The sequence below is a fragment of the Pseudomonas sp. R5-89-07 genome (assembly GCF_003851685.1).
Lineage (GTDB): Bacteria > Pseudomonadota > Gammaproteobacteria > Pseudomonadales > Pseudomonadaceae > Aquipseudomonas.
Map to the genome: position 1 here is coordinate 5706473 of NZ_CP027727.1, position 18860 is coordinate 5725332.

Sequence of the window (18860 nt, forward strand, 5' to 3'; positions counted from 1 at the left end):
GTAATCGGGGGCAAGCCCCCTCCCACATTTGGATCTCCAGGGACTCGCAGACTCCAATTCCGACCACAACTTATCTATTAGCGACATGTTCATAAGAGAACATGCAATTGCTCCGTTTTCCTGTGTTTGCGGATAAGAGGCGATGCTATTTTCGGTAACGAAACTGTAACATTCGCATCCGCAGTCAAAACAAGAAATTTGGAGCTCTTGAATGTTTGCTTTCTTTCGACCTGCCGCACACCAGGCGCCCCTGCCTGAAGAAAAAATAGACAGTACCTACCGACGACTGCGCTGGCAGATCTTCGCTGGTATTTTCTTTGGTTACGCCGGCTACTACTTGCTGCGCAAAAACTTCTCCTTGGCCATGCCCTACCTGATCGACGAGGGTTACACCCGTGGTGAGCTGGGCTTGGCGATGTCGGCCATCGCGATCGCCTACGGCCTGTCCAAGTTTCTCATGGGCCTGGTGTCCGACCGCTCCAACCCGCGCTACTTCCTGCCCTTCGGCCTGCTGGTTTCAGCCGGGGTGATGTTCATTTTCGGTTTCGCGCCTTGGGCCACATCCAGCGTGACCATGATGTTCATTTTGTTGTTCATCAACGGCTGGGCCCAGGGCATGGGCTGGCCGCCGAGTGGGCGGACCATGGTGCACTGGTGGTCGCAGAAGGAACGCGGCGGCGTGGTCTCGGTATGGAACGTGGCGCATAACGTCGGCGGCGGCCTGATCGGCCCGCTGTTCCTGTTGGGCATGGCCTGGTTCAACGACTGGCACGCGGCCTTCTATGTGCCGGCGACCGTGGCGTTGCTGGTGGCGGCGTTCGCCTTCATTACCATGCGTGACACCCCGCAGTCGGTGGGCCTGCCGCCTATCGAGAAGTACAAGAACGACTACCCGGAAGGCTACGACGCCAGCCACGAAGACGAATTCAGTGCCAAGGAAATCTTCGTCAAGTACGTGCTGCGCAACAAAATGCTGTGGTACATCGCGTTCGCCAACGTGTTCGTCTACCTGCTGCGCTACGGCGTACTGGACTGGGCGCCGACCTACCTGAAAGAAGCCAAGCATTTCACGGTCGACAAATCGTCGTGGGCGTATTTCTTTTACGAGTGGGCAGGTATCCCGGGCACGCTGCTGTGCGGCTGGATGTCAGACAAGATCTTCCGTGGCAATCGCGGCCTGACCGGCATCGTGTTCATGGCGCTGGTGACCGTGGCGACCCTGGTTTACTGGCTCAACCCGCCGGGCAATCCAATGGTCGACATGATCGCGCTGTTCTCCATCGGCTTTTTGATCTATGGCCCGGTGATGCTGATCGGCCTGCAGGCGCTGGAACTGGCGCCGAAGAAAGCCGCGGGTACGGCTGCGGGCTTCACCGGCCTGTTCGGCTACCTGGGCGGTTCGGTGGCCGCAAGTGCGGCGATGGGCTACACCGTGGACCACTTCGGTTGGGACGGTGGCTTCGTGCTGCTGATCGGCGCGTGCATCCTGGCAATCGCCTTCCTGATCCCAACGCTGTGGCACACCAACAGCGTCAGCTCGGCGCGCTAACCGCCTGAGCAATCCTTTGCACAACGCTTGAGCCGCGCCTCCAGGTTTTTATCTGGCATGGCGTGGCTACGCAGGGCGTTCACGGTCTGCTCGACATAATCGCGAGTGGTGCCGTAACGCCCGCAAGCGCTTTGCAGCACATGATTGAGCACGATATCAGGCAAGTTGCCGGCGTAGCTGGGCAAGTGCCGTTCCAGCACAAACCCCAACGCCTGTACCTGACTGCCGTCTTCCAACCGGCAACTGAGCCAGTGCGGTCGGTAGGACGGGTAAGGCATCTCGCGTTGCCATAACGCATAAAGCGACGCCTCCAACTGATCTTCCGGCAAGCGGTAAGCAAACCCGCTGCACGAACCGCCGCGATCCAGCCCGAACACCAGCCCCGGCAACTCCGGCGTACCGCGGTGTTCGTGAGACCACAGGTACAGGCCCCGGTGATAGCCATGTACACGTGCCCGCACCCGCTCGGTGGACGAACATTCCGGGCGCCAGATCAGCGAACCATACGCAAACAGCCAGACCGGCCCACCCTTGTGCCGACCCATGGTGGCCTGCATCGAGCTCATCAATTGTTCGTGCGTGAGTTGCGGCCCCAGATCGAGCCGCGGAGGGTAAGCCAACTGCAAAAGATCGGTTTCAATGGCGGTCATGGCAAAAAGCGGTGCGCCTCCTATGTATTACCAGTTGTAAGCGACTTTACCGTAATAAAACGCGCCGCTGTAACCGTACGGCGAAAAAGTGCTGTAGGCGAGATTGCCGCCACTGCTGGCGTAGGCATTGACCTTCTCCGGGTATTTATCGGTGACGTTGTCGCCACCCAGGGTGAAAGTCCAGTTTTTCAATTTGTAATCCGCCGACAGATCGAGCACCCAGGCCGCCTTGAAGGTCTGGTCGTTGACCTTGTCCGCCTGGTAGCTGGTGAACTCACCATAGCGCACCAGGTTGCTGTGCAGCGCCCACTGGCCGAAGGTGAAATCGTTGCCCAGGCTCAGCTTGTGCTGGGGCGTGGTGTCGCCGAGCAAACCAATGCGCTCGCGACGGTCCACCCGCACCAGGTTGGCGCCCAGACTGTCGAGGACCGCCGGATTGGCCTTTACGTCGGTGACTTTGGTGTGGTTGTAGTTGTAGCCCACGGTGCTGTTCCAGCGAATACCGTTATCGAACTGATAGCGATAGTTGGCCACCAGGTCGACACCGTCGGTGCTGGTGTCGGTGGCATTGGTGAAGTAACGCGCGGTGGTGTAGTTGATGTTGCCGACCCCGTTGGCTTGCAGGTAGGCAACCGTCGCCGGGTTGAGCGCTAGGTTGGACGAAAGACTGATGCGGTCACGTATGTCGATGCGATACACATCCAGCGTCACCGTCAGATCATCGGCAGGCTCCAGCACCAGGCCAAGGCTGTAGTTGCGCGACTTTTCGGCCTTGAGGTCTTCGGCGCCGAGCAGTCGCGCCACCTGGCTGTTGGCCGGGAACGTGCCGGCCTCCTGGATCGTATTGCCGATCAACTGCGACGAGGTATAGGCGAAATTCTGCTGGGCCAGGGACGGCGCGCGAAAGCCGTTGGAAATGCTGCCGCGCAACGCCACTTGCGGAGTGAAGTCGTAACGGGCCGACAGCGAACCGCTGAGGTTGGAACCAAAATCACTGTAGTCCTCATGGCGTACCGCAGCCGAGGCGCTGAGTTTTTCGGTGAAGTTGGTTTCCAGGTCCAGATATTGCGCCCAGTTATGCCGGGTGCTGGTGCCCGCATCCGCATCGCGGAAGCCGCCGAGGCCCGAGCTGCCGGTCTGGTAGTAGGACGCGGGCTCCCCTGCTTCGATTTGATAGCCCTGATGCAGGTATTCACCGCCAAACGCCACGGAAACCGGGTATGGCAGGAACCCCAGGTCAAACTCACGGGACAGGTCCAGGCTGACTTGCTTCTGATCGTTGCTCAAGGTGCCATTGTTGAATTTGCGCGGCGTGCTCAGGCCCAGGGACGTATTGATGGTTTCAGTGCCCAGTTCGTACTGGTTCTTGCCGTAGTTGGCCGACAAATCGTAATGCCAGTCGTAAGCCAGCAGACCGCGCAAGCCGACCACCAGGGAGGTGTCTTCCAGGTTGCCCTTGATCAGCGGCAAGTAACCGTTGGGGTTGAGCGCCGCAATGTTGTTGGACGCATTGCTCGCTCGATAGAACGCCGCCGTTTCGCCGCGTCGCTTGCTGTAGCCGCCGAAGGTGTAGAACTCTGCCGCATCGCTGAAGGCATATTCGGAGTTGAACTGGAACTTGCCTTCATTGGTAGCCGGCTCGCCCTGACGGAACACACGCTGGCCGTAGGTGGTGGAGCCGATGCTGCCGGGGCGGTAATCATTGCCGGCGCGGTTGGTGTAATCGTTATCGGCGCCTTCGGCCGAAAGGTTGATAAAGCCGTTGTCACCCAATGCCAGGCCGGTGTTGCCACTGACAGTGCGCTGTATTCCGTCGCCCTTCTTGTATTCACCGAACTTGGTGGAGATCGAGCCGCCATGGTCGGCATGCTTGAGGATCACGTTGATCACTCCGGCGATCGCATCGGAGCCGTAACGTGCAGAGGCGCCATCACGCAGCACTTCGATGTGGTCGACTGCCGAGAGCGGGATCGCGTTCAAGTCTGCCGGTGCAGAACCACGGCCCACCGCTCCGCCGAGATTGACGAAGGCACTGGTGTGACGGCGCTTGCCGTTGACCAGCACCAACACCTGGTCCGGCGATAGGCCGCGCAACTGCGCCGGGCGCACCAGTTCGGCGCCATCGACCAGGCTTGGCCGGGGAAAGTTGATCGATGGAATCAGGCGCGCCAACACCGCGCCCAACTCGTCGGAGCCGGTGCTGCGCAGGGTTTCGCCGGAGATCACGTCGATAGGCGACAACGAAGCGCTGGCAGTGCGCTCCTGGGCGCGGGTACCGGTGACGATCACGGTGTCCAGCCTGGGCGCTTCGGCGGCAGGCGTTTCGTCTGCCAGGACGGGATTGAACCCCACAGCGGTCAGCAAATTGGCCGACAAAATCGCTGAGTACAGCGCGTGTTTCTTGTAACTCCCCATACCGCTCCCCTTGAATCAGGAATCAGAACTTCACTGCTCTGAATTCGTACGATCGGTCCGGCTGGCGGGCGGTGGCGGTCAGTGTGTTGGTGTCTGAAGAAGATCGGTAGTCCGTTGAGATATAGCTTAATGATATTTATGAAACAAATTAAATACCTTTAAAGAATAAGAGAAAGCATAAGCAAGCAGACCCCTCCGTCAGGATTGAGGACAACAATCCCGCTACTTTCAGCCCCGGTTCAGCCTGGGGATACGCCAAACCGTCAAAATGGCGCGTACAGAACGACCCACTTAGCCGCCCTTCAAACCGACTATCGAGGTCGCACCCCATGAAAACATTTCGATTGCCTGGCCTGTTATTTCTCGCCCAAGCCACCACGGCGTTGGCTGGCGAAACATTGGCTGCCGAGGACGACAAAGGCTTCTGGTACGCCCAGACCAGCGTCTACACCCGACACTTCGCGCCGGACCCGGAGCACAACAATAACCAGGACCTGATCGGCCTGGAGCGCAACGAAGCCTCAGGTTTTGTGTATGGCGGGGCGACCTTTCGCAACTCGTTCCGCCAGCGTTCGTACTACGCCTATGCGGGCAAGCGCTACGACATGGCCGAGTACCCGGTGTACCTGAAGGTCACAGGCGGGGCGATCCAGGGTTATTGCGGCAAGTACCGCGACAAGATCCCGCTGAACCGTTACGGCGTGGCGCCCGTGATCATTCCATCCATAGGCACGCATTACGGGCCGGTGGCGGCGGAATTGGTGTTGCTGGGGTTCAATGCGGCGATGGTGACGGCGGGGTTGCGGTTCTGAGCGGGCAAGCCCACTCCCACCATTTGATCGGCGTTTAACCCTGATGTTTTTGCTCTGCTCAGGGCCGAGGGGCGTAGGCGAATACGTCGGCGCGCATCTGGTGCGCATCCATCCCGGCGTCGACCAACGCATCCAGCGTGCCGTAGATCATCGCTGGTGAGCCACTGGCGTACACGTGCACGGCCGTCAGGTCGGCAATGTCTTCGCACACGGCTTCATGCAGCAAGCCGCAACGCCCTTCCCAACCGCACAGGTCGCTCACGACCTTGTGCAGAAACAGGTTGGGCAGTTGCTGCCACTGCTCCCAATGCTCGATCTCGTAGAAATCTTCCGGACGACGCACGCCCCAATACAGGTGCACAGGGTGCTTGAAACCGGAAGCCCGGCAATGCTCGATCAGGCTGTGCATCTGCGCCATGCCGGTGCCGGCGGCAATTAGCACCAACGGCCCGTCCGGTAACTCGGCCAGGTGGGTGTCGCCGAACGGCAATTCAATACGCGCCATCTGATTGCGCTGGAGCTGGTCCAGCAGGTTACGTGCGCTGTCTTCGCGGGCCAGCACGTGCAATTCCAGCTCGCGCCCGGAGTGAGGCGCCGACGCCAGGGAAAACGCCGACTTCTCGCCGCTTTCACGCTCGATCATCAGGTATTGCCCGGCGTGGTAGCGCACCGCCTTGCCCGCCGGGGCTCGCAGGCGCACGCGCCACACATCGCCGCCGACCTCCACGCATTCGCTCAATTGGCACGACAACTTGCGCAATGGCAACTCTCCCGGCGCCAGCACGCCATCCCACAACACAATGCAATCTTCCAACGGCTCGGCGATGCAGGTAAAGAACTCACCGTGGTCACGTACTTCGCCAGCCTGCTGCACCCGGCCTTCCACCAGCAGCGCCGCACACACGTGGCATACGCCGTTGCGACAGGCCTGCGGGCACTCGTAGCCAAGGCGACGTGCGCCGTCGAGGATTCGCTCGCCAGGGTCCAGCTCCAGTACCGCGCCGGAAGGTTGCAGGGTTACGCGCATCAATCTATTCCCAATTCTTTCCAGATTGCATCGACGCGAGCCGTCACTGCGTCATCCTTGACGATTACCCGGCCCCACTCGCGGGTGGTTTCACCCGGCCACTTGTGAGTGGCATCCAGACCCATTTTCGATCCAAGTCCCGACACCGGAGAGGCGAAATCAAGGTAATCGATCGGTGTGTTATCGATCATTACCGTGTCGCGCTTGGGGTCCATGCGCGTGGTAATGGCCCAGATCACATCGTTCCAATCGCGTGCGTTGATGTCGTCGTCAGTGACGATAACGAACTTGGTGTACATGAATTGTCGCAAAAACGACCACACGCCCAGCATTACCCGCTTGGCATGGCCTGGATACGACTTCTTCATGGTCACGATGGCCATGCGGTACGAGCAGCCTTCCGGCGGCAGGTAGAAGTCAGTGATTTCCGGGAACTGCTTTTGCAGGATCGGCACGAACACTTCGTTCAGCGCCACGCCGAGAATGGCCGGCTCGTCCGGTGGACGGCCAGTGTAAGTGCTGTGGTAGATCGGTTTGATCCGATGGGTGATGCGCTCGACGGTGAACACCGGAAAGCTGTCGACTTCGTTGTAATAGCCGGTATGGTCGCCGTAAGGCCCTTCATCGGCCATTTCACCGGGGTGAATCACGCCTTCGAGGATGATTTCGGCGGTGGCCGGCACTTGCAGGTCGTTACCGCGGCATTTCACCAGTTCGGTGCGGTTGCCGCGCAGCAGGCCAGCAAAGGCGTATTCGGACAGGCTGTCCGGCACCGGCGTCACGGCGCCCAGGATGGTAGCCGGGTCGGCGCCCAGCGCCACGGAGACCGGGAACGGCTGGCCGGGGTGCTTTTCGCACCACTCCCGGAAGTCCAGGGCGCCGCCACGGTGGCTCAGCCAGCGCATGATCACCTTATTGCGGCCGATCACTTGCTGACGGTAGATGCCGAGGTTCTGGCGGTCCTTGTTCGGCCCTTTAGTGACGGTCAGGCCCCAGGTGATCAGCGGGCCGACGTCGCCGGGCCAGCAGGTCTGCACCGGGAGCATGGCCAGGTCGACGTCATCGCCTTCGATGACCACTTCCTGACACACCGCGTCCTTGACCACCTTGGGTGCCATGGCAATGATCTTGCGAAAGATCGGCAGCTTCGACCACGCGTCTTTCAAGCCCTTGGGCGGCTCGGGCTCCTTGAGGAATGCCAGCAGCTTGCCGATCTCGCGCAGCTCGCTGACCGACTCGGCGCCCATGCCAAAGGCGACGCGCTCGGGAGTACCGAACAAGTTGCCAAGCACCGGGATGTCATAGCCGGTCGGGTTCTCGAACAGCAGCGCCGGGCCCTTGTTGCGCAGGGTGCGGTCGCAAATCTCAGTCATTTCCAGTACCGGCGAAATCGGCATCTGGATACGTTTCAACTCTCCGCGCTGCTCAAGTTGCTGCACGAAATCCCGAAGATCCTTGAATTTCATTAACCATGCCACCCGTAAAATAGGCGTACATCCTACCTGCTCCAGAGACAGCTGGCAGCTTAATTGGCCGTCAATCCCCGTGATTGCAGCGAACTGAACAACGGTTCCAGGAAGGCCTCGATGTGCCGCGCACCCACGTCGGAAAGGTGGTTATCGTCGGTGTACAGCGCCCGACCGTTGAGTTCCACCCGGCACAAGCCGTCGGTACCGCACAGCAAGGGCGCTGGATCCAGCACCCTGACACCGCTGTCGGCAGCCGCCAGCTCGTCGAACAACTGGGTGATAAAGGCCTGGCGCTTCACATGCTCGGCCACGGCGAGCCCTTCACCGTCCACCGGTCGATTCATCATCGCCAGGCGACTGAGGCGGTAAGGCACGATGATTTCCTGCAGCGGCACTTCCTTGACCAACCAGACCTTATGCCCGGCAGCGCGCAGTGCCTGAATGCGCTTGCGCAGGCCCTGGGCAAAGCGCTGCTCGGCGACAGCGCGCACATACTGGCCGGTGCCCGGGTCCTTGAGCGCATGCTCCTTGTCACCGGACATTTGCCCGTAGACATAGAGGCTCCAGCGCGCCGCCAGCACCACATCGCTAAACTTTTTCTCGGCCATCGCCTTCTCGACGCGACGGTTGAAATGCGCACAGCGGGTAATGTTTTCCAGGCCATCCAACGGAATACAGCCCGCGAAACTGGCTTCGACCAGGCTGATATCGTGGCGATCAGCGCCTTCCTTGAGTGCGGGAATCAATGCAGTGGCATGGCTATCGCCCCATACCAGCGCAGAGACGGACTGGGTTTGCGGGCCGAAATGGCAGAACAACCGCTCATCGGGCGTGTCTTTGTCAGCCATGCACGCCAGCAGCTCCGGGCTCCACTTCTTCGCCTGGGCGAAACGCAACGCCTGTTCGGACAAACGCGAAGGCACCCCGTCGAATTCGCGTATCGCCAGGCCCGTAAAGCCCAGGCCAAGAATGCCGACCAGGGCTGCCGCCAGAATCGTCTTGCGTGTAGCCAGCAAGCGTTTTTCCCGGAATGGCGTTTCCACGAAACGCCAAGACAAGTAGCCGAGCACCAGCGACAGCAGCATCAGCCCGGCCAGTTCCAGCGCGCTCAAGCCATCCACTGCAGCATAGTTGGCGTAGACGAACACCGGCCAGTGCCAGAGGTACCAGGAATAGGAAATCAGCCCGATGCCGACCATTACTCGCGTGCTCAACAGGCGCGCGACCCAGGTGTGTTGCTGGCCGTTGGCCCAGATCAAGCCGACGACGCCCAGCACAGGCAACAGCGCGGTTGCGCCGGGGAAAGGCGTTTTCGCGTCGTAGCCCAATACGGCGATCAGAATCAGCCCCAGGGAAGCCAGGCTGACCCCTTGCGCCAGGGCAGGCGAGGCGCGCCACTCATATTTGGGCAGCACCGCCAGCATCGCGCCGGCCAGCAATTCCCAGGCCCGCAGGTGAAACAAGAAGAAGGCTTTCTGCGGCTCATGCTGAACCGCCCAGACGCTCATGCCAAACGAACCCAGCAGCACCACGAACAGCGCCAGACGCCAGTGTTTCAGGCGACTCGAAAGCAACGTTAGCAGCAGGGGGAAAACGATGTAGAACTGTTCTTCTACCGCCAGTGACCAGGTATGCAGCAGGGGCTTGATGTCAGAGGATGCATCGAAGTAGCCATGCTGGCGCGAGAACAAGAGATTGGAGGTAAAGGTCACCTGATAGTGCGCAGACCGCCCCAACTCCTCGTAGTCCTTGGGCGCCAACAGAAACCAACCCACCGCCAGTGTCGCCGCAATCATTACAAATAGCGCCGGCAGAATACGCCGTGCGCGCCGAGCCCAGAAGTCGATGAAACTGAAGCGCCCGGCCTGACGCTCGCGCCAGATAATGGAAGTGATCAGAAAGCCGGAAATGACGAAGAACACATCAACGCCAACGAAACCGCCGGTGATGCCAGGAACGCCGAAGTGAAACAACACGACTGCAAGGACAGCAATGGCACGCAGGCCATCGATGTCTCTGCGGTAAGCAAGAGTGGTCATAAGAATTTGTGGTCAGTCTGTGACGAAAGAAGTGAGCGTAGTCGCGCGTACAATTTTTGTTACTTAACGGACACTTATGCCACAAAACACGATGAATCTCGACGCAAAAAAAATGGCGCCCCGTTAGGGCGCCATTTTTCGGACCTGAAACGCTGTATTACTTGCGCTTCATCGACAGGAAGAACTCGTCGTTGGTCTTGGTGGTTTTCAGCTTGTCGATCAGGAACTCGATGGCGGCAACTTCATCCATCGGGTGCAGCAGCTTGCGCAGGATCCACATGCGCTGCAGTTCGTCGTCGGCAGTCAGCAACTCTTCACGGCGGGTGCCGGAACGGTTGATGTTGATGGCCGGGAACACACGTTTTTCAGCAATACGACGGTCCAGAGGCAGCTCCATGTTGCCGGTACCCTTGAACTCCTCGTAGATCACTTCGTCCATCTTCGAGCCGGTTTCAACCAGCGCGGTGGCGATAATGGTCAGCGAGCCGCCTTCTTCGATGTTGCGCGCGGCGCCGAAGAAACGCTTGGGTTTCTCCAGGGCGTGGGCGTCGACACCACCGGTCAGCACCTTGCCGGAGCTCGGGATCACGGTGTTGTAGGCACGCGCCAGACGGGTGATGGAGTCGAGCAGGATCACCACGTCTTTCTTGTGCTCGACCAGGCGCTTGGCCTTCTCGATCACCATTTCCGCAACCTGCACGTGGCGGGTCGGCGGCTCATCGAACGTCGAGGCAACCACTTCGCCACGCACGGTGCGCTGCATTTCGGTCACTTCTTCCGGACGCTCATCGATCAACAGCACGATCAGGTGAACTTCAGGATTGTTACGCGCGATGTTCGCTGCAATGTTCTGCAGCATGATCGTCTTGCCGGCTTTCGGCGGCGCGACGATCAGGCCGCGCTGGCCTTTACCGATCGGGGCGCACAGGTCGATCACACGACCGGTCAAGTCTTCGGTGGAACCGTTGCCGGCTTCCATCTTCATGCGCACGGTCGGGAACAGCGGTGTCAGGTTCTCGAAGAGAATCTTGTTTTTCGCGTTCTCTGGACGATCGAAGTTGATCGTGTCGACCTTGAGCAGAGCGAAGTAACGCTCGCCTTCCTTTGGAGGGCGGATCTTGCCCACGATGGTGTCGCCGGTGCGCAAGTTGAAGCGACGGATCTGGCTCGGCGAGACGTAGATATCGTCTGGGCCGGCAAGATAGGAAGCGTCTGCGGAGCGGAGGAAGCCGAAGCCGTCCTGGAGAATCTCCAGCACGCCATCACCGGAGATTTCCTCGCCGCTTTTCGCGTGCTTCTTGAGCAGGGAGAAAATCACGTCCTGCTTGCGCGAACGGGCCATATTTTCTATGCCCATTTCTTCGGCCAGTTGGAGCAGGTCGGTAATCGGCTTTTGCTTGAGTTCAGTCAGATTCATATAGGAATGACGTAATCATTTATGGAGGGGGGAAATTAAGCTTTTGGCTTAATGAGGCCGCGCCGCAGAGAAGGCGACAGGATCGCGTACTAATCGAAAAGGAGTGCGTCGGCGACGGCTTGCAGGGGGCAGTGGAGAAACCAGTGCGGGGCCGAATGTACCACCTGAATTTCGGAGCGTCTAGCCCTGTTTTACGAAAAAGCCCCGAGATTTTCGGGGCTTTTTTGACGACGCTTAGATGTTGGCGTCGAGGAAAGCTTGCAGCTGGGACTTCGACAGCGCGCCCACTTTAGTGGCCTCAACGTTACCATTCTTGAACAGCATCAACGTTGGGATACCACGCACGCCGTGCTTGGCCGGGGTTTCCTGATTGTCGTCGATGTTCAGCTTGGCAATGGTCAACTTGCCTTCGTAAGTGGTTGCAATGTCGTCCAGGACCGGAGCGATCATTTTGCAAGGGCCGCACCATTCAGCCCAGTAGTCAACCAGCACCGGGCCAGCAGCCTTGAGTACTTCGGCCTCAAAGGTCGCGTCGGTGACGTGCTTGATAAGATCGTTGCTCATGGATGTCTCCGGATTGTAAGCAAAAAAAACGTTGCCCATCATAGCCGCCCTTCCCCCGTTCAGGAAGCCGCCTCTGATTGAGTCTTGCTATGGTGACGCATGACTTTGGATATCACCGGCTCACGGCGAAACGGGTGTGACGAAGGCTATCCCTGTGCGCAATGCCGCATTACGTACATGTTCCTGCATGGTTTTCTGCGCTGGCGCACTGGTGCGCCGGGCCAGGGCGCGCAGGATCTTGCGATGTTCCTGCCAGGTCTCCATGGCGCGTTCCGGCCGGATGAACGGTAGTTTCTGGCTTTCCAGGAATACGTCGGCGCTGGCACTCAGAATGCTCACCATTGCCTGGTTGCCGCTGGCCAGCAGGATGCGCTGGTGGAACTCGAAGTCCAGCCGGGCGGCGGCTTCAAAGTCACCGGCTTTGAGCACCTTGCGCATCGCCTCGACATTGTCTTGCAGGCTGTCGAGCTCGTCGGTGGTCAATGTGACCGCCGCCAAACCTGCAGCGAAGCCTTCAAGGGCGTAACGCAACTGGAAGATGTCCAGCGGCGTGGCCTGCGCCGCGAACGGCCAGGCCAGTTCGGACGGCGGCTGTGGCGCCTGCACGAACACGCCCTTGCCCGGTTGCACACTGACCACGCCCAAGGCACTCAAGGACGATAACGCCTCACGCAACGACGCCCGGCTCACGCCTAAACGCACCGCCAAATCGCGTTGAGAGGGCAAGGCATCGCCCGGCCCGAAGCCTTGCTCCCTGATCAGTTTGCGGATGGCCTGCAGGGCCGCCTCCGGTACCGCTTGGGCGATGGAATTCATAGAAAACTCAAGGTTCCAGTCAACTGAGCGGCTAGTTGTAAAGCTATTCGCGTCTGTCGGCAAGCCACGCCCCAAAGGGGCTCGCGAGGTTTTTGCAGCGCTCGAAAAGGGTGCGAAAAGCTCAATGACTGTTCAGACCAGTAAGACCATGCCATCTCAACGGATACGTGCCTTTCAGGGATTTCCAAGAGGGCTGGCATGGGCTGTGCACTGAGCAAACTCAGAAAATTCCTTCGCCCTTCTCGGAGAGTTGCCATGACCAAGCGCTACAGCGCCCTGCTCACTGCCCTGTTTGCCAGCCTTATGCTGAGCCAGGCACCCGCCCAGGCCAACGGTCTGGACGATATCGTTGCCCGTGGCACCCTCAAGGTCGCCGTGCCTCAGGACTTCCCGCCGTTCGGTTCGGTGGGCCCGGACATGCAACCCCGCGGCCTGGACATCGACACCGCCAGGCTGCTGGCCGACCAGCTCAAGGTCAAGCTGGAGCTGACCCCGGTCAACAGCACCAACCGCATCCCGTTCCTCACCACCGGCAAGGTCGACCTGGTGATCTCCAGCTTGGGCAAGAACCCCGAGCGCGAAAAGGTCATCGACTTCTCCAAGGCCTACGCACCGTTCTACCTCGCCGTGTTCGGCCCGCCTGACGCGCCGATCAGCACCACCGATGACCTCAAGGGCAAGACCATCAGCGTGACCCGCGGCGCCATCGAGGACATCGAGCTGACGGCTGTTGCGCCCAAAGAGGCGACCATCAAGCGCTTTGAAGACAACAACTCGACGATCGCCGCCTACCTGGCCGGCCAGGTCGACCTGATCGCCAGCGGCAACGTGGTGATGGTGGCGATCAGCGAGCGCAACCCGAAACGCGTACCGGCGCTGAAAGTGAAGCTCAAGGACTCACCGGTCTACGTGGGTGTGAACAAGAACGAGCCGGCATTGCTGGAAAAGGTCAACCAGATACTGGTCGCGGCAAAGGCCGATGGCAGCCTGGAAAAGAACGCCATGCAGTGGCTCAAAGAGCCGCTACCGGCTGATCTGTGACGCGACGGAGCTAACCGATGGCGTATCAATTCGACTTTGTACCGGTATTGGCCAACACCGACCTGTTGTTACGCGGAGCCCTGTTTACACTTGAGCTGACGGCTATCGGCGCGATCCTGGGGGTGGCGCTGGGCACCGTCGGTGCGGTCGTGCGGGCGTGGAAGATCCAGCCGTTTGCGTGGTGCTTCGGCGTGTATGTCGAGTTGATCCGCAACACGCCATTTCTGGTGCAGCTCTTCTTCATCTTCTTCGGCCTGCCGTCCCTGGGTGTGAAGATCACCGAGTGGCAAGCCGCCGTGCTGGCGATGGTGATCAACCTGGGCGCGTACTCCACGGAGATCATCCGTGCTGGCATCCAGGCCATACCGCGCGGGCAACTGGAGGCTGCGGCGGCCTTGGCAATGACGCGTTTCGAAGCGTTTCGCCACGTAATCCTGCTGCCGGCGCTGGGTAAGGTGTGGCCGGCCCTGAGCAGTCAGATCATCATCGTGATGCTCGGCTCGGCCGTCTGCTCGCAGATCGCTACCGAAGAGCTGAGCTTTGCCGCCAACTTCATTCAGTCACGCAATTTCCGCGCCTTCGAAACCTATGCCCTGACCACCCTGGTGTACCTGTGCATGGCGTTGATGATTCGCCAGTTACTTAACTGGATCGGTCGCCGCTATGTGATGAGGAACAGCCGATGAGTGATTTTTCGTTCTGGGACATCGTGCGCAACCTGCTCACCGGACTGCAATGGACGCTGTTGCTGTCGCTGGTAGCGTTTGTCGGCGGCGGTGTAATCGGCCTGGTGGTGATGGCGATGCGCATCAGCCACAAGGCATTCCCGCGCAACGTTGCCCGCACCTATATCGAACTGTTCCAGGGCACACCGCTGCTGATGCAACTGTTCCTGGTGTTTTTCGGCATTGCGTTGCTCGGGGCGGATATTTCGCCCTGGATGGCGGCAGCCATTGCCCTGACCCTGTTTACCAGCGCCTACCTGGCCGAGATCTGGCGCGGCTGCGTTGATTCCATTGCCCATGGGCAGTGGGAGGCCTCAGCCAGCCTGGCGCTCAATCCCCTTGAACAACTGCGCTACGTGATACTGCCCCAAGCGCTGCGCATCGCCGTGGCGCCGACCGTGGGGTTTTCGGTGCAGGTGGTCAAAGGCACCGCCGTAACCTCGATCATCGGCTTTACCGAATTGACCAAGACCGGCGGCATGCTCGCCAACGCCACCTTCGAACCCTTCATGGTCTACGGCCTGGTGGCCCTCGGCTACTTCCTGCTCTGCTACCCCTTGTCCCTCAGTGCGCGCTACCTGGAAAGGAGACTGCATGCCTCTGCTTAGAATTTCCGCCCTGCATAAATATTACGGCGATCACCACGTGCTCAAGGGCATCGACCTGACCGTTGAAGAAGGCCAGGTGGTGGCGATCATCGGCCGCAGTGGCTCGGGTAAATCCACCTTGCTGCGCACTCTCAATGGCCTGGAGTCCATCAACGACGGCGTGATCGAAGTCGATGGCGAATACCTCGACGCCGCCCGCGCCGACCTGCGCAGCCTGCGGCAGAAGGTCGGTATGGTGTTCCAGCAGTTCAACCTGTTCCCGCACCTCACCGTTGGCGAGAACGTCATGCTCGCCCCGCAAGTGGTACAGAAGGTGCCCAAGGCCAAGGCAGCGCAATTGGCCAGGCAGATGCTGGAGCGGGTCGGCCTGGGGGAAAAATTCGACGCTTTCCCGGATCGGCTTTCCGGTGGGCAGCAGCAGCGCGTCGCCATTGCCCGCGCCCTGGCCATGTCACCCAAGGTACTTTTGTGCGACGAGATCACCTCGGCCCTGGACCCGGAACTGGTCAACGAAGTACTCAGCGTGGTACGCCAACTGGCCAAAGATGGCATGACCCTGATCATGGTGACCCACGAAATGCGCTTCGCCCGCGAAGTGGGTGACAAGCTGGTGTTCATGCACCAAGGCAAGGTGCATGAAGTGGGCGACCCCAAGGTCGTGTTTGCCAACCCGCAGACGCCCGAGCTCGCCAACTTCATCGGCTCTGTGGAACAGCCGGGCTGACCAGTTCAAAGCTACCCAGCCCCTCCAACAACGTCTGGCTCCGGACCTGCAGGGCGTCGGCGGGCAGGTCGACGTCGATGTCGACCTGGGCCGTCAGGCGCTGGCCTGCCACCGGCATCCCGGCGGCGCGTGCCGTCAGGATCTGGCCCGGCAGTAACTGCCCACCCGCACCACTGCCGAGCGGGTCCCAGTCGACGGCGCGCCCATCCACCTGTGCATGCTTGAGGCTAAACCGCATCCGCCCCTGCTGGCCAAAACGGAACGCTTGCCCATCGGCGGCACCGACAAACCGCAACGCCATCGCCGTTGGCTCGACGCACAACACGTTAAGCTGCAGCGTGCGCGTGGCGAGCGTCACCGTAGCGCTTTCGACCAGCGCCTCCCTGCGAATGACGCCGTAGTCGATACGCGGTTGGCTCAAGGACAAGCGGCAGTTTTCGGCTTGTGCCCCCTGAGCCGACAACACCGTAAAGAACAGCGCATAGCCGATGCTTCCGAGCTTACCGGCCATGGCACACCGCCGACGTTGTTTCGTAGAACTTGTCATCATCAGGCTGGCCCCCAGGTGAAATGCTCAGCAGGCAACTGGCAGAGTCCGGTAATGAAACCTTCAGATCCTGGATGTCGCTTACGTCGTTCAGAAAGATCATGCCCTCGCCCACTACGCTGGTCAGAAAACGACCTCCCTTGCCGAACACTGCTGCCCCCTGGGGCAGCGGCCGGCCTTGATCGTCGCTGGCGTTGACCAGCATACGACGCACGTTCACCACATCGAATGCCACGGTGTTGACGGAACCGCGACCTGCGGCGAGCACCCGGGTGCCGTTCTTCAAATCAACACGTCTTGGCAGGGTCTGGGTTTGTACTTCGATATGGCTGTTGGTGTAGGCAGGCAAGCTTGGCAGCACGGCTTGCCCGGTGAAATCGGTCCACACCGGGCCTTGTGGGGTATCGATTTTTGCAGAACCAATATCGCCCACCGAGGCGATCCCAAACGTGTCCTGCACCGCGTAAGGCGAGAAGGTAATCCCACCTTCATGAGCAACCACGCCACCTTGCAATTGCCCGGTATAACTGGTGCTCAACGGGTCGCGACTGACACCCAGACCGACTCGGGTGTAACGCGGCGTGAGGTCTACCTGGCCGCGCATCGTTTGCTCCCTGGCACTGAGGTCGCGCTCGATACCCACTTCATAATTCACATACTCATTGACCCGCTCAGTGAGCGCAGTACCGGCACGGGATTGCTCCCCACGGCGGCTGATATAGCTGTTCACACGACGATCACCGCCCAGGGGTACGCTGACCTGCAACCGCAGGGAAAGGTCATCGTCGACCACGGTGTCATGGCGGTTTCTATCCCGCCTGGCGTCTCGGCGTGACTGAGTGCTGCCTACCTGCGAGTCGGCAATCAACGCAACATCGGCATAGCGCAACGATTTGCTCCATGAGGCGAATACGTGTTCGCTCGACTGCCCGTCAAATTGAGCGCTACGGGTATAGCCCAGGGAAAACGCACCCAGGGTAGGGTCGGCCCATGTCATGCCCGCCGTGTATTGATTTTTGAAACGCGACTCCAGCACGTCGGCCGTGGTCGGGCGGCCGGCCTCAGTCACTTCGCGATAGCCCCGGGTCTGGCTGGTTGCGCTGAGACTGAGATCGATGTTGGCGGATACCGGGCTGCTCAAGGACACGCTGCTGCGCGACCCGGACACCGCATTACGGCTGTCGCGGGATAGGTTATGGCGCGCGCCTACCGAAACGCGCTGGAAGAACACGCTGCTCAACGTGCCACCTGCCGACCAGTATTCGTCGGTACTCAGCAAGCCGAAACCGCCCGAGGAGTCGCGCCCCAGCCCCCAGGTCCCGCTGCCCATGGCGACGATGGGCGACGGCCCTTCGCCGTGCGCCTCCTCACGTAACTTGCCAAGGGAGAAATAATAACCAGGCGCCGCAGGCGCGGCTCCGGCGAACGAAGCCGCCGGCACCACGAAGCTGCGTCGGGCTCCGCGCACATCGATCACACTGACCTCAAGGTCGCTCGTGCCATTGAGCAATGGCAAACCGGTCAGCCGGAACGGCCCTTCGGGCACGAGCGTGCTGTGAATCAACACACCGGACTGACGCACGTCGATTCGCGACTGGCTCTGGGCCAGGCCTTCTACCACGGCACTGTTGCTGCCCGCTGGCACGCGCGACTGGCCATCGGGGGAAAACTGCACACCCGACAGCTGGATGCCGCCAAACAGCGGGTTGTTGCTGGAAAGCTGACCGGCCTGGAAAGTCGACCGCAATGCGGCGACATCCCGCTGCGCATAGGCATACAGGTGCTCGTTGTGCGTCACGCCGTTATCGGAGACATGGACCTGACGACTGCGGACAATCCAATCGCCCAGGTTGAAACCCGCTTCGGTGTAGGCCGAGACGAACCGGTTGTTCCCACTGCGCGAATGGCTGTCGAAACCCTGTATGTCATAGTTGAACAAACCCGCCGCGCCGCCCCGGGCAAACTCCCCGGCCTCCCACTGCGGTTCGCGCAATGACGAAGTTGGCACTACCAGCGCAACCTCGTCGTTGCCAGGGCGCAGCCGCACCATCGTCGTGGGGAACGCTCCCAGAAAGTCATGGCATGCCTGGTCGGCAGTGGCGCCTTTGCGGACGGTGCCAGCGGGTTTTACCAAACCGGCTTTTTCCAGCAATGCCGGGGTAAAACACAATTGCCCATTGGCATCGAACTGCGCGTCCACCAACCCGAGCGGGTTACCGTTGACTTTCAACCCCACCACCTGGGTGCCTTCACGAAAGCGCGCCGCCGTGCGGAAGTAGTCCGAGACCTTCGGGTCAATGCCGTGGGTGGTCAGTGCCGCGAGGTCAAAGCCCTCGCCCAGTTCCAAGGCAGGGACAACGCCGGGCAAGCTCCACAGTGTCGCGACCCCCATGAGCAACGTAGGTCGACGGGGCCATAAAAAAGCCCCGGTTCGGTGACTCGACAGGTTTGTCATGG

16 protein-coding genes are annotated in these 18860 nt (G+C 60.2%); 6 read left to right on the forward strand and 10 right to left on the reverse strand.

Annotated features, from left to right (window positions below; translation table 11 throughout):
• Window positions 1-211: 211 nt before the first annotated feature.
• Window positions 212-1549, forward strand: a complete 1338-nt coding sequence (gene glpT / locus C4J94_RS26230) for a glycerol-3-phosphate transporter (RefSeq protein WP_016978960.1) — start codon at window positions 212-214, stop codon at window positions 1547-1549.
• On the opposite strand, the gene C4J94_RS26235 is transcribed toward glpT, so the two are convergent.
• Window positions 1546-2199, reverse strand: coding sequence for a gamma-glutamylcyclotransferase (locus C4J94_RS26235; RefSeq protein ID WP_124388689.1), 654 nt, complete (start codon window positions 2197-2199; stop codon window positions 1546-1548). The two genes, glpT and C4J94_RS26235, sit on opposite strands and share 4 nt — an antisense overlap.
• A 27-nt stretch (window positions 2200-2226) precedes the next feature.
• On the reverse strand, window positions 2227-4614 hold the full coding sequence (locus C4J94_RS26240; protein ID WP_124388690.1) for a TonB-dependent siderophore receptor: 2388 nt from the start codon (window positions 4612-4614) through the stop codon (window positions 2227-2229).
• Window positions 4615-4943: 329 nt separating this feature from the next.
• On the opposite strand from C4J94_RS26240, the gene C4J94_RS26245 reads away from it, so the two are divergent.
• Window positions 4944-5426 carry a sn-glycerol-3-phosphate transporter gene (locus tag C4J94_RS26245; RefSeq protein ID WP_124388691.1) on the forward strand — a complete coding sequence of 161 codons (483 nt, stop codon included), beginning with the start codon at window positions 4944-4946 and terminating at the stop codon, window positions 5424-5426.
• Window positions 5427-5484: 58 nt separating this feature from the next.
• Here the strand turns inward: C4J94_RS26245 and C4J94_RS26250 are convergent, their stop codons facing one another.
• The 6 genes from C4J94_RS26250 to C4J94_RS26275 form a co-directional block, all read right to left on the reverse strand.
• A complete protein-coding gene (locus tag C4J94_RS26250; protein WP_124388692.1) occupies window positions 5485-6453 on the reverse strand; it encodes a CDP-6-deoxy-delta-3,4-glucoseen reductase in 969 nt (322 codons plus the stop codon).
• Window positions 6453-7919: a 4-hydroxy-3-polyprenylbenzoate decarboxylase gene (gene ubiD, locus C4J94_RS26255; RefSeq protein ID WP_124388693.1), complete on the reverse strand. Its 1467-nt coding sequence runs from the start codon at window positions 7917-7919 to the stop codon at window positions 6453-6455. The genes C4J94_RS26250 and ubiD overlap by 1 nt, the downstream gene beginning before the upstream one ends.
• A gap of 59 nt (window positions 7920-7978) precedes the next feature.
• Window positions 7979-9961 carry an acyltransferase family protein gene (locus tag C4J94_RS26260; protein ID WP_124388694.1) on the reverse strand — a complete coding sequence of 661 codons (1983 nt, stop codon included), beginning with the start codon at window positions 9959-9961 and terminating at the stop codon, window positions 7979-7981.
• Window positions 9962-10118: 157 nt separating this feature from the next.
• The gene (gene rho / locus C4J94_RS26265) at window positions 10119-11378 is read right to left on the reverse strand and encodes a transcription termination factor Rho (protein WP_003176825.1); all 1260 of its coding nucleotides are present in this window, start codon (window positions 11376-11378) and stop codon (window positions 10119-10121) included.
• A gap of 234 nt (window positions 11379-11612) precedes the next feature.
• Window positions 11613-11942 carry a thioredoxin TrxA gene (gene trxA, locus C4J94_RS26270; protein ID WP_015886460.1) on the reverse strand — a complete coding sequence of 110 codons (330 nt, stop codon included), beginning with the start codon at window positions 11940-11942 and terminating at the stop codon, window positions 11613-11615.
• Window positions 11943-12062: 120 nt separating this feature from the next.
• Window positions 12063-12758: a FadR/GntR family transcriptional regulator gene (locus C4J94_RS26275; protein WP_124388695.1), complete on the reverse strand. Its 696-nt coding sequence runs from the start codon at window positions 12756-12758 to the stop codon at window positions 12063-12065.
• A 255-nt stretch (window positions 12759-13013) separates the two neighbouring features.
• On the opposite strand from C4J94_RS26275, the gene C4J94_RS26280 reads away from it, so the two are divergent.
• From C4J94_RS26280 to C4J94_RS26295, 4 genes are read left to right on the forward strand one after another with little or no spacing between them, the layout of a single operon-like run.
• Complete coding sequence (locus C4J94_RS26280; RefSeq protein WP_124388696.1) at window positions 13014-13799, forward strand: transporter substrate-binding domain-containing protein; 786 nt, start codon at window positions 13014-13016, stop codon at window positions 13797-13799.
• Window positions 13800-13816: 17 nt separating this feature from the next.
• Entirely contained in the window at window positions 13817-14485 is a 669-nt protein-coding gene (locus C4J94_RS26285; protein WP_124388697.1) for an amino acid ABC transporter permease, read from the forward strand.
• A complete protein-coding gene (locus C4J94_RS26290; protein ID WP_124388698.1) occupies window positions 14482-15132 on the forward strand; it encodes an amino acid ABC transporter permease in 651 nt (216 codons plus the stop codon). The genes C4J94_RS26285 and C4J94_RS26290 overlap by 4 nt, the downstream gene beginning before the upstream one ends.
• On the forward strand, window positions 15119-15856 hold the full coding sequence (locus C4J94_RS26295) for an amino acid ABC transporter ATP-binding protein (protein ID WP_124388699.1): 738 nt from the start codon (window positions 15119-15121) through the stop codon (window positions 15854-15856). Before C4J94_RS26290 ends, C4J94_RS26295 begins: the two co-directional genes overlap by 14 nt.
• On the opposite strand, the gene C4J94_RS26300 is transcribed toward C4J94_RS26295, so the two are convergent.
• Window positions 15828-16367 carry a hypothetical protein gene (locus tag C4J94_RS26300; RefSeq protein WP_124388700.1) on the reverse strand — a complete coding sequence of 180 codons (540 nt, stop codon included), beginning with the start codon at window positions 16365-16367 and terminating at the stop codon, window positions 15828-15830. The genes C4J94_RS26295 and C4J94_RS26300 overlap by 29 nt on opposite strands.
• Complete coding sequence (locus C4J94_RS26305) at window positions 16357-18858, reverse strand: fimbria/pilus outer membrane usher protein (RefSeq protein ID WP_124388701.1); 2502 nt, start codon at window positions 18856-18858, stop codon at window positions 16357-16359. The genes C4J94_RS26300 and C4J94_RS26305 overlap by 11 nt, the downstream gene beginning before the upstream one ends.
• Window positions 18859-18860: the final 2 nt, after the last annotated feature.